The organism is Pseudomonas sp. B21-059, assembly GCF_026016285.1.
GTDB classification, from domain to species: Bacteria; Pseudomonadota; Gammaproteobacteria; order Pseudomonadales; family Pseudomonadaceae; genus Aquipseudomonas; species Aquipseudomonas danubii.
The window spans coordinates 2004131-2018700 of the sequence record NZ_CP087201.1; the positions used below are offsets into that span (position 1 = coordinate 2004131).

Here is a 14570-nt window from a genome sequence, read left to right on the forward strand (position 1 = left end):
GGGCACCTTTTGTCGATCTACCTGCCTTTATGAAAGCCTTTTTTCCTGCCATCTGGTTGAGTGCCTGCCTCTTGGGAGTCGTTGCGGCGCCTGTCCAGGCGGCCTCGACCCCGGATAAACCGGCTGCCAGCGTTACTCATTCAAGCAAGGCCTCCAGCACCAAGCAGGCTCCAGCGAGCAAGACCAAACCGTCCGCCAATGCCAGCAAAGCCCAGCCCAAGAAAAAGGCCAAGCCTGCGCCCAAGAAGGCCAAGTCCAAGTGGGCCTATCAAGATATCAACACACCTCTGGCCAGTCCCAAGCTCGACTTGAGCCTGCCACCGGAAATGGTCAAGCACTTGCAGCCTGTGGGAGCACTGCCGCTGCCCAAGCGCGAGCCTCTGCTGCCGCAGATGTTTGGCGAGAAGCCCAAGGACAGCAGTCCGTTCCAACTCAACGGTCGATTGCTCAGCAACGAAATGCAGTTGCAGTTACGCAACGAGGAGCGTCGGGATATCGAGGGCGCTGCCCTGGATTTCGAGTTCAAGCAGTAAATTCATCAACCTCTCTGTGACCGAGTTGACCGGCACTTTGTCGGAGACTGATCAGTCACGCACGGTTGTGCGTCAAATCCGTTCTTTGAGTAATTTTAAACGGCTGTTTTAGCGGTTACTCTTGTCCGGCCTCATTCAACACTATGCTTGTCGCGAGGAGCTTTTCGTCATGAACTGCCGTGAAGGTTGTGGCGCTTGCTGCATTGCCCCTTCTATCAGTACGCCGATTCCCGGAATGCCCAATGGCAAGCCGGCGGGAGAACGTTGCCTGCACCTTTCTGTCGAACACCTGTGCGGTCTTTTCGGCAGGCCGGAGCGGCCAGCGGTTTGTGGGGCATTTCAGGCGGATCCTGAGGTGTGTGGCGAAAGCCGAGAAGACGCCATCCGTTTGCTCGGTTGGTGGGAGCAAGTGACGGCTGCTTAGTTTTAATGAACGGAACTTCAACAATAAGGAATAAGACAATGGGTTCGCTGCATCGAATTGCTGTGCTCTGTGGTTTAACCGTGCTGCTGTCGGCAACGGCCCACGCCGAAGACTGGCAAACGGCCAAGGATGAAGACGGCATCAAGATTTCCTTGAGTGAAGTGGCCGGTTCCAAATACAAGGCCTATCGCGGCGTCACCACCATGAAGACCTCCATCGCCAAGCTTCGCGCGCTGCAGGAAGACGTGGCCGGTGCCTGCTCCTGGATTCATGAGTGCAAGAGCCAGAAGCTGCTCAAGCATGAGGGCGATCAAAGCTGGACCTACACTCAGTTCAATACCCCCTGGCCAGTGACTGCCCGTGACTCGGTGCTGCACATTACCTCCAGCGAGGCCGCCGATGGCAGCCTGATCCGTAAGCTGGAAGGCGTGCCCACCTACATTCCCGAAGAGAAAGGCTTCGTGCGTGTGTCCCAGGTTGAGGGTTACTGGAAGTTTGTGCCCAAAGGGGCCGATCAGGTGGAAGTGACCTACCAGGTGCATACCGAGCCGGGTGGCAGCGTGCCGTCCTGGCTGGCCAACAAGTTCGTGGTGGACGCGCCCTTCAACACTTTGAAGGCGCTCAAGGCCCGTGCCGAAAAGCCGTAATCGGCTGATTGTCCACGGGATTCATCAAGGCCGCCTCCGGGCGGTCTTTTTATTGGTTTGTCCCCGCCAGCACTGTGGAACGTTTGCCTCGCACTCAAGGTCGAGATGCTGTAGGTCCACTCATGGGGCTATCAAGGAGGCGTTGATGCAAAAGTGGCAAGTCACTTTCGTGGATGATCATGGCGTCCAGTCCGTCGAGCAGTTCGATTGCGAGCAGCAACCGACGTTGGAACGCGCCGCACAATTGGTCCGGGCCAGGTTGCTGCCAGTGAGTGCCGAACTGGATCTCAATGATCTGGATGGGCGCACCGATTCCCCCACCCTCAAGAGCTTGAAAGAGCAGAACAGCATTCAGATTCTCAGCATTACGCCGATGTAATGAGAGCAGAGAGGGCTCCGACAGCAATTTCTGGCGTCGTCCAGGTGTTGGCGCTAATCTGCAAACGAGATCAGCGAATTCTTCGCTAAGCTCTGATCTTGTCAGCTCCATGCTTGTTTCCTGACGACCCGCCCCGGGTCGTGATGTCGGTCACTTTTGGCCGGCGGGTCGGGAAGCACGGAAAGTCTATCCATCGGTTTGAGGAGGACGTTTCATGAGCACAGCCTTTCAAGAAGACCTCAGCAGCAGTGTGTTGCGCCGCATGAAAGAAGGCGGTTTTGACTTTTCACGATTCCATCCCATCGAGTTCTACGCCATTTTCCCGGATGAGGAGCGGGCACGCAGGGCGGCAGGACAGTTTCGCGGTGAATCCTTGAATGCCCAGGTCAGCGTGCGTGACGACGGCGCCTGGTATCTGGAGTTGAGCAAGGTGATGTACGCCACCCATGGCGGCATCGGGGATTTTGAACAGGACTTCGAGGCAGTGGTCGAACCCCTGGGCGGCATCATTGAAGGCTGGGGGGTGAAACAGGAGATCCGTGGGCGTCTGGTATAGCTAAGGTTGTGTGCATCGAGACTGACAATTGGCTGGCCTGCGGGTCGGCCAATTGTGTTTTCAGGGGCCGCAAAGGCAAAAAAAAGCCACCCGATAGGGTGGCTAAAAGGGAAGACCGGTCAGGAGAGGGAACCGGTCGGGAGAGCCCGGACCCGGTTGTCATCGGCGTCATCAAGGTTGCAGCAGCAACTTCATCAGGCTTGGTGAAGTGTTTGCTCGATGGGGCGATTATCCCCGTGTGTCCCCCAGCGGTGAAATCAACTCTGACTATGCTGGTGATAGCCAAAACCTGCGCCTGGCCATTACGTAAAAGGGAGCGGCAGCGGCTTCGCGCAGCGAGGGTAGGCACGCCAGGTTGCTGCTTGTCCTCGCCGATCGCGAAACCCGTGTGGTGTCCGGTGGTCTTACTCGTGTGGTCCTGCGTGAAGGCTCCCTGGTGGTGAACTCCTCCCAGGTTGGCGGCACCAAGGACACCTGGGTAGTGGAGGATTAAGGACGCCTGCCATGTTGAGTCGAACCGCTTCAGACCTGTACTGGATGTCCCGTTATCTGGAGCGCGCGGAAAACCTCGCGCGGATGCTCGACGTCAGCTATTCGCTGTCGCTGATGCCCCAGGATGGGCACGGTGACGGTCTGCATGAACTGGCCATGCCGCTGTTGATCACCGGCACCCTTGAGGACTACCGGGCTCGCCATGAGACTCTGCATGCCGAGCGGCTGTTGCAGTTCTTTGCCCTGGATGCCGCCAATCCGGCCAGCATTTATAGTTGCCTGGGTTCGGCCCGGGCCTGTGCCCACGCGGTACGCGGGCGGATCACCGCCGATATGTGGGAAAACGTCAACGCCACCTGGTTGGATATTCAACAGATTGCCCGCCAAGGTCTCAGTACCTACGGCATGAACCGCTTTTGCGAATGGATCAAGGAGCGCTCCCACCTGTTTCGCGGAGCCTCCTACGGCACCATCATGCGCAACGATGCCTTCCGGTTTATCCGCCTGGGCACCTTTATCGAACGGGCCGACAACACCCTGCGCCTGCTGGATGCCCGCTACGAGATGACTGGCGACCAGGTTGATGCGGTCGGTGACGGTACCGCCCGTGCGTATTACCAATGGAGCGCCTTGCTTCGCGCCCTGTCGTCCTTCGAGGCCTATACCGAGATCTACCGCGAAGCTCCCGGAGCCCGGCATGTCGCCCAGTTGCTGCTGTTGCATGCCGACGTGCCGCGCTCGTTGCGCGCCTGCACCGAAGAGATCGACCAGATCCTCGCCAGCCTGCCAGGGGACAACGGGCTTCCGGCCCAGCGTCTGGCGGCGCAGATGAATGCGCGTCTGCGCTGCATCGGCATTGATGAAATTCTCGACGAGGGCCTGCATGCCTGGCTGACCGACTTCATTCCCCTGGTGCGCCAGTTGGGCGATGCCATTCACCGTGCCTACCTGGAGGCTGCGTGAGACTCTCCATCAGCCACGCAACCGCCTATCGCTACCAGCACCAGCACCCGGTACGAACCAGCATCCACTACTTGAGCCTGACGCCCCACGACAGTGAGCGCCAGCAGGTGCTCGCCTGATCGAGGCTGATGAAGCGTTGCGTGAATTTGCCAGTCAGCAATGCGCAAGGCGCTGTGATCGCACCGCTCTGGTCGACCTGATGCAGGGCTTCACCAGCTCATGGCCTACACATTGAGGGCAACGGATGTGGCTACCAGCGCGGCCGAGGCTTTCGCCGGGGCGGTGCCGGCGAACAGATGCATACCAGGATTGTGCAAGCAGCAGTCACTTCTGCAAGCGCCGGCTCGTCGGCGAAAGGGACTCAAGGAATCTGCTTGCGCCCCGCCATATGCCGGAGGTACTCCAGCAACAATTCCAGCTCCCCATCCGGCAGGACACTGTTGCTGAACCCAGGCATTTTCGCCTGAGGCCAGCGCCTCAGGCTTTGCGGATCGCGGATATAGCGCTTGAGAAAATCACTGCCGAAATACTCGGTGGGGTTATAGGGAATGTTCAGGTCCGGTCCGAACTGAGAGTCGCCAGCGCCATTGAGTCGGTGGCAGGCCAGGCAGTTCTTCTGGAACAGGGCGAACCCCTGGTTGACTGGATCATCGACCGCCAGCTTCGGGTCCGGGCCCAGGGCCGGGAAACGCTCCGCCACCGGCGCCAGGCGCTGAATGCGCGCAACCTGGAACGGCCATTGCTCTGGGCTGATATGCCCGGCCGCAGGGTTGCTCCACACCAGGTAGAAAGGCCCGGCGCTGGGCTTGTCCGCTGCCAGTGACGGCCAGGGTTTGTCAGGGTCCTCAATGGCCAGCCAGGCCTGGGCGCCCTTGCGATTGAGCAGGGGCGCGGCATTCAACTCTGCGGCAAAGCCGTCCAGAGCCACGGCCTGCAGATGGTCCTCGGCCTTGAGGCCCTTGAGCAGGGCCGCCATGGGCACGGCTCGGTACTGCATCTCGCGCTTGTAGGACACATCGTCCTTGATGCGGATGTCCCGGGCTTCGGGGTGCTTGAGCAGTTCTTCGGTTTGCCAGGTGCTGCTGTCTGAGCCCAGGTCGATCAGCAGTTGCGCAGCGTATAGCGGACTGCTCGACAACAGAGCAGCGCAAAGGATGAGAGCTTTCAATTGATGTCCATCGGATCGTCGTCAGTGGGTTCGTCGCCGGGGAGTACATCCTCAGGTTGCGACACATGGTCGAACAGGGCAGCCCGGAGTTTTTCATGGTTACCGCCGTTGACGATACCGAAATGGCCGCGTTTGACCAGGGTCTCTTCGGCTTCCAGGGCATGCTGGCTAGCGTCGCTGTAGCTCACCACCGTGGCGTTGGGGGCCAGCACCACGTTGCGCAACTGTTGGGCCAGGCCCTCGGCACTGATGCCGATAACGTCCTCCAGTTCCTCGGGAAGACTGGCACGCAAAACTGTCCCCCGGTAGGAACCGGGGGGCGATTTTCTATCTCGTTGGTCGAGCAGCCACAGATCAGCCGATCACTTTGGTGAGGTTCGGCAAGATCAGCAGCAGTGTGGTTGCAAAGAGAATGAGCCCCGCCTGGCGTACTTTCGAATGTTTGAACATGGCTGAATGCCTTTTGTTGTTATTCCTGAGCATCTATGCACGCCGGTCGCTGTTTTTTTACGATGAGCCGGCTATGTGTCCTTTTTCTGATCTGTCCCGGCGCAGAATCCGTCTGGGACTTCCTACAGTTTCTACCTTAGGGGCCTTGAATCCTCTGGCTTAGATCCAATTCGTATGAAGTTATAGCTGCACTTCCTTAAAAAGCTATAAATCCGCCCGAATACCGGGTGGCCGCCCTTTGGCTAGACAGCTCGCGACACTTCATCGGTGGATCGCTTAGCTGCCTACCGTTCGTCTGAGCGTCACCGTCAAGGCGGCTGAGCGCATCGGTCATTGAATCCGTCGCTGCCGCGCCTAATGTGGGAGCTCGAAATTTCCCCCCCTGGATAGCGGTTCGAGGACGTCATGACCCAAGCTTTGATATTCGATGCGTTACGCACGCCCCGTGGCAAAGGCAAGGCTGATGGCGCCTTGCACAGTGTGAAACCGGTGAATCTGGTTGCCGGCCTGTTGCGGGCCCTGCAACAACGTTGCGAGCTGGACACCAGCCAGGTGGACGACGTGGTCCTGGGCTGCGTGACCCCCATCGGCGATCAAGGGGCCGATATCGCCAAGACCGCCGTCCAGGCAGCGGACTGGGATGTGAGCGTGGCGGGGGTGCAGATCAATCGCTTCTGCGCCTCGGGGCTGGAGGCGGTCAACCTGGGCGCGATGAAGGTGCTCTCGGGCTTTGAGGAACTGGTGGTGGTCGGTGGCGTCGAGTCCATGTCGCGGGTCCCCATGGGCAGTGATGGCGGCGCCTGGGTACTGGACCCTGAGACCAACATGCACAGTCATTTCACGCCCCAGGGGATAGGTGCCGACCTGATTGCGACCCTGGAAGGTTTCTCCCGCGAGGACGTCGACCGCTTTGCCCTGCAATCCCAGCAGAAGGCTGCCCGTGCGCGCTCCAGCGGTGCCTTCGGCAAGTCCCTGGTGCCGGTTCAGGACCAGAACGGCATCGTGCTGCTGGACCACGACGAATTCATTCGTGCCGATTCGACCCTGGAAGGCCTGGGCAACCTCAAGCCGAGTTTCGAGATGATGGGGCAGATGGGCTTCGACGCCACTGCGCTGCGGGTCTACAGCCATGTGGAACGCATCAACCATGTGCACACCCCGGGCAACAGCTCAGGAATCGTCGACGGTGCGGCGCTGATGCTCATCGGCTCGCAAGCCAAGGGCCGGGAGCTGGGACTCAAGCCCCGGGCGCGGATCGTTGCCACTGCGGTGACCAGCACCGATCCCACCATCATGCTTACCGGCCCGGCGCCGGCCACTCGCAAGGCCCTGGCCAAGGCCGGGCTGCGAGTCGAGGACATCGACCTGTTCGAGGTCAACGAAGCCTTTGCCTCGGTGGTGCTCAAGTTCATCAAGGACATGGCCATCGATCCGGCCAAGGTCAACGTCAACGGCGGCTCCATCGCCATGGGCCATCCACTGGGCGCCACCGGTTGCGCAATTCTCGGCACCTTGCTCGACGAGCTGGAAGTCCGGCGCCAGCGCTATGGCCTGGCCACCCTGTGTGTCGGCGGCGGTATGGGTATCGCCACCATCATCGAACGCCTCTGAGCCCCGACTTCAAGGAATTTCCTTCATGACCGATGCCATCCGTTACGAAAAGGGCCAGGACCAGATCGTCGTCCTGACCATCGATATGCCGGGCCAGAGCGCCAACACCATGAACGCGGTGTACCGCGATGCCATGGCCGCTGCAGTGGCCCGGCTGCAGGCCGAACAGGATTCCATTGCCGGGGTGATCATTACCTCGGCGAAAAAGACCTTCTTTGCCGGTGGTGACCTCAATGAGCTGATCAAGGTCGGCAAGCCGCAGGCCAAGGCTTTTTACGACATGGTGCTGACCCTCAAGGGCCAGTTGCGTGCCCTGGAGACCCTGGGCAAGCCCGTGGTAGCCGCGATCAACGGTGCCGCTCTGGGCGGTGGCTGGGAGATCTGTCTGGCCTGCCATCGCCGAATTGCACTGGACGACAAGTCGGTACAGATCGGTTTGCCGGAAGTGACTCTGGGCCTGCTGCCTGGTGGCGGTGGCGTGGTGCGCATGGTGCGCATGCTGGGCCTGGAGAAGGCCTTGCCTTATCTGCTGGAGGGCAAGAAAGTGCGTCCGCAGCAGGCGCTGCAGGCCGGCCTGATCGACGAACTGGCGACAGACCGCGACGACCTGCTGGCCAAGGCTCGGGCCTGGATTCAGGCCAACCCGGCAGCCAGGCAGCCTTGGGATGTGCGTGGCCATCTGATTCCCGGAGGCACGCCGGCGAACCCGAAAGTGGCGCAAATGCTGGCCATTGCCCCGTCGATCCTGCGGAACAAGACCCAGGGTTGTTTCCCGGCACCGGAGAAGATCCTCTGCGCCGCCGTTGAAGGCGCCCAGGTGGACTTCGACACCGCGCAACTGATCGAGACCCGCTACTTCACCGAGCTGACCACCGGCCAGGTGGCGAAGAACATGATCGGCACCTTCTGGTTCCAGCTCAACGAGATCAATGCCGGCGGTTCACGTCCTCAAGGCATAGCGCCGCAGACCACGAAAAAACTCGGGGTGCTCGGTGCCGGGATGATGGGTGCGGGGATTGCCTACGTCAGTGCCGTCGCAGGCATCGAGGTGGTGCTCAAGGATATAAGCCGCGAAGCGGCGGAGAAGGGCAAGGCCCACGCGGCAGCGCTGCTGGAGAAAAAAGTCGCGCGCGGACACATGAGCAACGAGCAGCGTGAGGCAATCTTGGCGCGGATTCTCACCACGGCTGAAGAGACCGACCTGGCCGGCTGCGACCTGATCATCGAAGCCGTGTTCGAGGATCGAGAACTCAAGGCCAAGGTGTCCAGGGCTGCCCAGCAGGTGGTCGGCGCGGACGCCGTGATTGCCTCCAACACCTCCACCTTGCCCATTACCGGGCTGGCCACCGCAGTACCCAATCCGGACAAGTTCATCGGTCTGCATTTCTTCAGCCCGGTGGAGAAAATGCCTCTGGTGGAAATCATCAAAGGGGCGAAGACCAGCGACGAAACCCTGGCTCGAGGTTTCGACTTTGTCCTGCAGATCAAGAAGACTCCGATTGTGGTCAATGACAGCCGCGGTTTCTTCACCTCCCGGGTGTTCGGTACGTTTACCAACGAAGGCATCGCCATGCTGGGCGAAGGCATCGCGGCACCGATGATCGAAGCCGAGGCGCGCAAGGCCGGGATGCCCGTCGGACCGCTGGCAATCTCCGATGAGGTTTCCCTGAGCCTGATGAGCCATATTCGCCAGCAGACCACCAAGGACTTGCAGGCCGAAGGCCGGCCTGCCATCGAGCATCCGGCATTTGCCGTGATCGATTTGTTGCTCAACGAATACAAGCGAGCGGGCAAGGCTGCCGGAGGCGGCTTCTACGACTACCCGGCCGGCGGCCAGAAGCACCTGTGGCCACAATTGCACACGCGCTTCTACAAGGCCGACGGGCAGATCTCGCCCCAGGATGTGCGCGACCGCCTGCTGTTTATCCAGGCCATCGAAACCGTGCGCTGTGTGGAGGAGGGCGTGTTGCAGTCCACCGCTGACGCCAATATCGGCTCGATCTTTGGTATCGGTTTTGCGGCCTGGAGCGGTGGCGCCCTGCAGTTCATCAACCAGTACGGGGTGCAGGATTTCGTCGCTCGCGCGCAGTATCTGGCGGAGCAGTATGGCGAGCGTTTCACCCCGCCGACGCTGCTCCTGGAAAAGGCCCGCCAGGGCCAGTTGTTCTGACACAAGCGGGCAGTAAATGAGCCGCCCCGGGGCTTGCCTTGCCGTGGTATTTCAAGGCAGGCTCTGGGGTGTTCATTATTGCCATCGCCTTGTCAGGAATTTTTTATGTCGCTACGCATCTGCATTCTTGAAACCGATATCCTGCGTCCCGAACTGGTCGATCAATATCAGGGTTACGGGCAGATGTTCCAGCGTCTGTTTTCCCAGCAGCCCATCGCCGCCCAGTTCAGTGTCTACAACGTGGTCCAGGGCGAGTATCCCGGCGATGAGCTGGAGTTCGATGCCTATCTGGTGACGGGCAGCAAGGCCGATTCCTTCGGTACCGATCCCTGGATCGAAACCCTCAGGACCTACCTTTTGGGTCGCTACGAGCGCGGCGACAAGCTGTTGGGCATCTGCTTTGGTCATCAGTTGCTGGCGTTGCTCCTGGGGGGCAAGAGCGAGCGGGCGAGTCAGGGCTGGGGCGTGGGAACCCACAGCTACAAGTTGGCGGCCAAGGCGCCGTGGATGAGCCCGGTGGTGGAGGAACTGACCCTGTTGATCAGCCATCAGGACCAGGTCACCGCGTTGCCGGAAAATGCCACGGTGATTGCCTCCAGTGATTTCTGCCCCTTCGCGGCCTACCACATCAACGACCAGGTGCTGTGCTTCCAGGGGCATCCCGAGTTCATCCACGATTACTCCCGGGCCCTGCTGGATCTGCGCCAGGAGTTTCTCGGCGAGCAGATCTACCAGAAAGGCGTGGCCAGCCTTGAGCACGATCATCACGGCACCACCGTTGCGGAGTGGATGATGCGCTTCGTCGCTCACAAGCCTGAAGCGGCCTGAGTGCGCCTGTGGCCCTGCCGCAAGGGTAGGGCCATCGTCCCTCAGAGCCAGCCTGAGCGCTTGAAACTGGCCCAGAGACCGACACAGCCCACACTGATGAAGCCCAACACCCCGAAGTAGCCGTAGTGCCAGCTCAGTTCCGGCATGTTCTGGAAGTTCATCCCGTAGATCCCTGCTACCGCTGTTGGAAACGCCAGGATCGCTGCCCAGGCGGCGAACTTGCGTTGCACGATGCTTTGCCGAGAAGCCTCCAGCAGCACGCCGATCTCGATGGTCTGGCTGGCGATGTCGCGCAGGGTCGACAGGTCTTCCATCTGCCGAGTGACATGAATCTGCACATCACGGAAGTACGGGCGCATGTTCTTGTCGATGAATGGAAAGCTGAGCTTCTGCAACTCCTCGCTGATCTCCACCATGGGCGCCACATAACGGCGCAGGCGCAGCACGTCGCGGCGCAGGCCGTGGAGGTTCTGGATATCCCGCTCGTTCAGTGAGTTGCTCAGCACATTGCGTTCCAGCTCGTCGATTTCCCCGTGGATAGCCTCGCTGACCGGCTGGTAGTTCTCGGTGACGAAGTCCAGCAAGGCATAGAGGACGAAGTCTTCGCCGTGCTCGAGCAACAGTGGGCGCGCCTCACAGCGCTGGCGGACATAGCCGTAGGAAGCCGATTGGCCGTTGCGGGCGGTGATGATGTAACCGTTGCCGGCAAAGATGTGGGTTTCGATGAACTCCAGCTTGCCTTCGGTCCGCACGGGGGAGTAGGTGACGATGAACAGTGCGTCGCCGAAGGTTTCCAGCTTGGGCCGACTGTGTTTCTCCAGAGCGTCCTCAATGGCCAGTTCGTGCAGGTTGAACTGGCGCTGCAGATTGGCCAGCTCGTGGGCATTGGGTTCTTCCAGACCGATCCAGACGAAGTGGCCGGGTTTCGCGGCCCAGGCAGCCCCTTCGTCGAGGCTGATATCAGCGACTTTCTTCCCGCCGCTATAAACGGCGGCAGCAACAACTCTACCCATGGTTGCGGTTCACTTCTTCTTATCAATGGTGGCGATGACAGATCAGCAGCAGCTTAGCCTGCAATGCAGCATCAGAGTCACTGGTGCAGCTTGAGTTCGGCGACAAATAAAAGCCCGCACGAGGCGGGCTTGGTGGCGTCACAGATGGGCCGGCAGCTTCAGGCCGCTTGCAGTTGGCGATCCATGTTGGCAATGCACTCGCGCATCTGCTCGCGGCACTGGGCAATCAGCAAGGGCATGTCGTCCATGGTCAGCCCGGCCGTGGGAATAGCCGGCAGCGAACGGATAAGGATCTTGCCACCGTTCCAGCGGTTCAGGTGCATGTGCTTGATGTAGCTGCTGACGCACACCGGCACGATCGGCACGCCGGCGGCGATGGCCATCTGGAAGGCGCCTTTCTTGAAGGGCAGCAGTTCTTCGCCGAAGTTGCGCGTGCCCTCCGGGAAGACCCAGATCGAGGTGTTCTTGTGCTGCAGGGTGTGGGTGGTGGTGAGCATCGAGCGTCGGGCCTTAAGCGGGTTGCCGCGATCGATCAGAACATTGCCCGCCAACCAGAACAGTTGGCCGAACAAAGGCACCCATTTCAGGCTCTTCTTGCCGATGCACACGGTGCGCCGTGGTACCACGTTGCCGAACACGAACAGGTCGTAGTTGGACTGGTGGTTAGCGATGATCACGCAGCTCTCGGGTTTGTCCATCAGTGGCCCGACTTCGGCTTTGACCCGCAGGCGCAGAATGCACATGGCCGGCCAGGCGTAGAGGCGGGCGCACAGGCGGCTGTTGTCGGGGTTGAACGGGCGGCACAGCCCCAGCAGCAGGCCCAGGCTGCCGGCCAGGATAAAGTGCAGGCCCATCAACGACATACGAAACAGATACAGCATCTAAACGGCTCACCGGGGACAAAAGGTGGCGCAGTGTACGGATGTGCACTGTTTTCGGCAATTACCGTTCTCAGCCGGGAGATGGGCGATGTTTAAGGGCATGTTTCCGGCTGCGATGGCCGGCAGCGGTCTAGAGCGGTTGGTGCTGGGTGTTCAGCCGAATGCAAAAAGCCCGACACGCAGGTCGGGCTGGATCGGGGACGGCAGGTGTTTTAGCCCAGGTGTTCCTGGTCCTGGATGATGGCGTTGTCCAAAGTCTCCAGCAGCGCCTTGCGCACTTTCAGCTTGGTGTTCTTGTGGGCCAGCATGTTGATTTTCTTCAGTTGACGCGCGGCAGCCAGGGCGGCGCCTTGCAGTTCCTCGGCGCTCACCACCTTGTCGAGGAAGCCGGCATCCACAGCACTCTGGGGATCGAACATCTCGCCATTGATCACCGAGCGATGAAAGGCCGAGCGCCGCAGACGGTCACGGGCCAGCTCGATCCCCGCGTGGTGCATGGTCATGCCGATCTGTACTTCATTGAGGCCGATGCTGAACGGCCCGTCGACGCCGATACGGTAGTCCGCCGACAGCAGCAGGAACGCGCCCTTGGCCACAGCATGGCCGGGGCAGGCGACGATCACCGGGAAGGGGTGGGACAGCAGGCGGCGAGCCAGGGTCGAACCCAGGGTCACCAGCGCCACGGCTTCTTTAGGGCCGGCAGTCATCACATTGAGGTCGTAGCCACCGGAAAGAATCCCTGGCTGACCGGTAATGATCACCACTGCGCGATCGGCCGTTGCTTGATCCAGCGCGGCATTGAAAGCGGCAATCACGTCCGGGGAGATGGCATTGACCTTGCCATTGCTCAAGGTCAGGGTCGCGATACCGTCTTCGAGATGGTAGGAAATCAACTCACTCATGACGCAATTCCTTGTATTGAAGTGCAGCAGAAGTTACCCACCACGATAGATCTGGTAAAGCGCCGTGACTGACTGGTGAGTCAGGCTTGGGACCTGACATCGGCCTGTATGGCGCTGCGGGTAACGGGTGGTTTCTTCTATATAGCTGTAGGCAAGGCTGGAGAATGGCCGGTTTGCCTTGTCGTCGATGGAGGGCGAATCCCCTTCAAGCAGGGATCGGCCTTAAGCGCATGAAAATTCTGAAAAAAAAGTTTGCCATCTGAAAAGCTATCGACTACATTAGCGCGCCTCGACAGACTGAATCGGTTTGAAGAGATACGGTGAAGTGTCCGAGTGGCTTAAGGAGCACGCCTGGAAAGTGTGTATACAGGAAACTGTATCGAGAGTTCGAATCTCTCCTTCACCGCCACATTCTACAAACACAAACCCCTGATTTTCCTAGAGAAAGTCGGGGGTTTGTGGTTTTTGGCGTCTGAAAAATGATCCCATGGGACCAATATGGGACTGGTGCTCCATTTTGGTGTGCGAAGAGGTGCCTCGTGAACATTTAGAGAACGCAGTTCTCAGATGGCCATCAAATGGAAGACGCAATCCGCCGCAGCGTAGAGCGGCAATTCCCCGAACTCACCGGTGGTTACCACCTGCCACGCTTCGGCCGTGTGGTCGCGGTACCGGATGCGCCGGCGGCGCCCGGGTTGTGCGACGACTTCCGGCCGCGCTATGGCGTGGACGTCCAGGTGGTGCTGCCCGATGGTGAACCCGACCCGGATCTGCCGATCCTGGCCGGCCTGCCGCTGCCGGCGCCCATGGGCGGCCAAGAGGCCGGCATGTTTGGCTTCCCCGAGGAAAACACCACAGTGGTGGTGTGCTTCGCCTACGGACTGCCGCACAAGCCGTTTATCCAGCAGATCCTGCCGCATGGCCTGAGCCTGCCCCGGGTGCCGAAAGGTGATCAGGTGTGGCAGCACAGCGAGGCCTGCCAGCAGCGGGTCGATGCCGACGGCAACTGGCTGCGCCAGACTGATAGAAAGATCCAGGACAAGGCAATCGAGCGCGAGGTGGAAGCCCTGGACAACGCCGAGCGCTTCCAGAATCACACCAGGACGGTGGACGACCATTCGACCGAGTCAGTGGGAGGGGTTAAGAAGATCGAGGCCATGGGCGCGCTCAAGCTGCTTTCCGGCGGGTCCGCCAGCCTGGCGGCCGTGGATGACCTGCACCAGGCCACTGGCCGCGACTTGAACCTGGTGGTGGGGCAGAAGCTCAACGCCACGGTGGGCGGCGACCTGCAGGAGCAGATCCAGGGACTGCGCAAGAGCGTGAGCGGGATCGGTCAGCGCCTGCAGGCGCCCAAGACCTGGTTAGGGTCGGAGGAGGTCAACGTACTGCAGGTGTTGTGTGACTTGCTCGACTTAGTGCAGCAGATGAACAGCCAGATTGCTGTTCATAATCATGGGGCGACGCCAATACCGTCTAATTCTAGTTTTTTGCATTAGCCGCTGCTAAATCGGAAGTGCTAAGTTTAGATGTGCAGAGTTTAACTCTTTGATATC

At 60.0% G+C, this 14570-nt stretch carries 14 protein-coding genes, 1 tRNA gene and 3 pseudogenes; 13 read left to right on the forward strand and 5 right to left on the reverse strand.

The window, feature by feature from the left end; genetic code table 11:
* The first annotated feature begins 29 nt into the window (after nucleotides 1–29).
* The 8 genes and pseudogenes from LOY69_RS09155 to LOY69_RS09190 all read left to right on the forward strand — a co-directional run.
* Entirely contained in the window at nucleotides 30–533 is a 504-nt protein-coding gene (locus LOY69_RS09155; protein WP_102878948.1) for a translation initiation factor 2, read from the forward strand.
* 169 nt (nucleotides 534–702) lie between these two features.
* Complete coding sequence (locus LOY69_RS09160; protein ID WP_102863885.1) at nucleotides 703–957, forward strand: YkgJ family cysteine cluster protein; 255 nt, start codon at nucleotides 703–705, stop codon at nucleotides 955–957.
* 38 nt (nucleotides 958–995) lie between these two features.
* The gene (locus LOY69_RS09165) at nucleotides 996–1604 is read left to right on the forward strand and encodes an START domain-containing protein (RefSeq protein WP_170003419.1); all 609 of its coding nucleotides are present in this window, start codon (nucleotides 996–998) and stop codon (nucleotides 1602–1604) included.
* Between the two features lie 145 nt (nucleotides 1605–1749).
* The gene (locus LOY69_RS09170) at nucleotides 1750–1983 is read left to right on the forward strand and encodes a hypothetical protein (RefSeq protein WP_102878949.1); all 234 of its coding nucleotides are present in this window, start codon (nucleotides 1750–1752) and stop codon (nucleotides 1981–1983) included.
* A 214-nt stretch (nucleotides 1984–2197) separates the two neighbouring features.
* Complete coding sequence (locus tag LOY69_RS09175) at nucleotides 2198–2539, forward strand: ribonuclease E inhibitor RraB (RefSeq protein WP_102878950.1); 342 nt, start codon at nucleotides 2198–2200, stop codon at nucleotides 2537–2539.
* Between the two features lie 385 nt (nucleotides 2540–2924).
* Nucleotides 2925–3032, forward strand: a pseudogene (locus tag LOY69_RS09180) (hypothetical protein); the annotation flags it as partial.
* Between the two features lie 11 nt (nucleotides 3033–3043).
* A complete protein-coding gene (locus LOY69_RS09185; protein WP_123392214.1) occupies nucleotides 3044–3994 on the forward strand; it encodes an alpha-E domain-containing protein in 951 nt (316 codons plus the stop codon).
* Nucleotides 3991–4273: pseudogene (locus LOY69_RS09190) on the forward strand (hypothetical protein); the annotation flags it as partial. The gene LOY69_RS09185 and the pseudogene LOY69_RS09190, both read left to right, overlap by 4 nt.
* 82 nt (nucleotides 4274–4355) lie before the next feature.
* Here the strand turns inward: LOY69_RS09190 and LOY69_RS09195 are convergent.
* Nucleotides 4356–5162, reverse strand: a complete 807-nt coding sequence (locus LOY69_RS09195; RefSeq protein WP_265074401.1) for a c-type cytochrome — start codon at nucleotides 5160–5162, stop codon at nucleotides 4356–4358.
* Nucleotides 5159–5455: a hypothetical protein gene (locus LOY69_RS09200; protein WP_265074402.1), complete on the reverse strand. Its 297-nt coding sequence runs from the start codon at nucleotides 5453–5455 to the stop codon at nucleotides 5159–5161. The genes LOY69_RS09195 and LOY69_RS09200 overlap by 4 nt, the downstream gene beginning before the upstream one ends.
* A 562-nt stretch (nucleotides 5456–6017) precedes the next feature.
* On the opposite strand from LOY69_RS09200, the gene LOY69_RS09205 reads away from it, so the two are divergent.
* The 3 genes from LOY69_RS09205 (at nucleotide 6018) to LOY69_RS09215 (ending at nucleotide 10221) form a co-directional block, all read left to right on the forward strand.
* Nucleotides 6018–7223, forward strand: a complete 1206-nt coding sequence (locus LOY69_RS09205) for an acetyl-CoA C-acetyltransferase (protein ID WP_102863878.1) — start codon at nucleotides 6018–6020, stop codon at nucleotides 7221–7223.
* Nucleotides 7224–7248: 25 nt separating this feature from the next.
* The gene (locus LOY69_RS09210; RefSeq protein ID WP_265074403.1) at nucleotides 7249–9393 is read left to right on the forward strand and encodes a 3-hydroxyacyl-CoA dehydrogenase NAD-binding domain-containing protein; all 2145 of its coding nucleotides are present in this window, start codon (nucleotides 7249–7251) and stop codon (nucleotides 9391–9393) included.
* Nucleotides 9394–9498: 105 nt separating this feature from the next.
* Nucleotides 9499–10221 carry an amidotransferase gene (locus LOY69_RS09215; protein ID WP_102878953.1) on the forward strand — a complete coding sequence of 241 codons (723 nt, stop codon included), beginning with the start codon at nucleotides 9499–9501 and terminating at the stop codon, nucleotides 10219–10221.
* Nucleotides 10222–10262: 41 nt separating this feature from the next.
* Here the strand turns inward: LOY69_RS09215 and LOY69_RS09220 are convergent, their stop codons facing one another.
* The 3 genes from LOY69_RS09220 to LOY69_RS09230 form a co-directional block, all read right to left on the reverse strand.
* Entirely contained in the window at nucleotides 10263–11234 is a 972-nt protein-coding gene (locus LOY69_RS09220; protein ID WP_102878954.1) for a magnesium and cobalt transport protein CorA, read from the reverse strand.
* A gap of 158 nt (nucleotides 11235–11392) precedes the next feature.
* Entirely contained in the window at nucleotides 11393–12115 is a 723-nt protein-coding gene (locus tag LOY69_RS09225; protein ID WP_110652116.1) for a lysophospholipid acyltransferase family protein, read from the reverse strand.
* A 212-nt stretch (nucleotides 12116–12327) separates the two neighbouring features.
* On the reverse strand, nucleotides 12328–13017 hold the full coding sequence (locus LOY69_RS09230; protein WP_265074404.1) for a crotonase/enoyl-CoA hydratase family protein: 690 nt from the start codon (nucleotides 13015–13017) through the stop codon (nucleotides 12328–12330).
* A gap of 319 nt (nucleotides 13018–13336) precedes the next feature.
* On the opposite strand from LOY69_RS09230, the gene LOY69_RS09235 reads away from it, so the two are divergent.
* Nucleotides 13337–13426 (forward strand) — tRNA-Ser (locus LOY69_RS09235).
* Between the two features lie 169 nt (nucleotides 13427–13595).
* Nucleotides 13596–14566: pseudogene (locus tag LOY69_RS09240) on the forward strand (hypothetical protein).
* Nucleotides 14567–14570: the final 4 nt, after the last annotated feature.

Bases quoted from the DNA above. Each gene is read 5' to 3' on its own strand.
- LOY69_RS09175 (WP_102878950.1), top strand. From the start codon at position 2,198: ATGAGCACAGCCTTTCAAGAAGACCTCAGCAGCAGTGTGTTGCGCCGC.
- LOY69_RS09225 (WP_110652116.1), bottom strand. From the start codon at position 12,115: ATGCTGTATCTGTTTCGTATGTCGTTGATGGGCCTGCACTTTATCCTG.
- LOY69_RS09205 (WP_102863878.1), top strand. From the start codon at position 6,018: ATGACCCAAGCTTTGATATTCGATGCGTTACGCACGCCCCGTGGCAAA.
- LOY69_RS09215 (WP_102878953.1), top strand. From the start codon at position 9,499: ATGTCGCTACGCATCTGCATTCTTGAAACCGATATCCTGCGTCCCGAA.
- LOY69_RS09170 (WP_102878949.1), top strand. From the start codon at position 1,750: ATGCAAAAGTGGCAAGTCACTTTCGTGGATGATCATGGCGTCCAGTCC.
- LOY69_RS09210 (WP_265074403.1), top strand. From the start codon at position 7,249: ATGACCGATGCCATCCGTTACGAAAAGGGCCAGGACCAGATCGTCGTC.
- LOY69_RS09155 (WP_102878948.1), top strand. From the start codon at position 30: ATGAAAGCCTTTTTTCCTGCCATCTGGTTGAGTGCCTGCCTCTTGGGA.
- LOY69_RS09185 (WP_123392214.1), top strand. From the start codon at position 3,044: ATGTTGAGTCGAACCGCTTCAGACCTGTACTGGATGTCCCGTTATCTG.
- LOY69_RS09165 (WP_170003419.1), top strand. From the start codon at position 996: ATGGGTTCGCTGCATCGAATTGCTGTGCTCTGTGGTTTAACCGTGCTG.
- LOY69_RS09160 (WP_102863885.1), top strand. From the start codon at position 703: ATGAACTGCCGTGAAGGTTGTGGCGCTTGCTGCATTGCCCCTTCTATC.
- LOY69_RS09230 (WP_265074404.1), bottom strand. From the start codon at position 13,017: ATGAGTGAGTTGATTTCCTACCATCTCGAAGACGGTATCGCGACCCTG.
- LOY69_RS09220 (WP_102878954.1), bottom strand. From the start codon at position 11,234: ATGGGTAGAGTTGTTGCTGCCGCCGTTTATAGCGGCGGGAAGAAAGTC.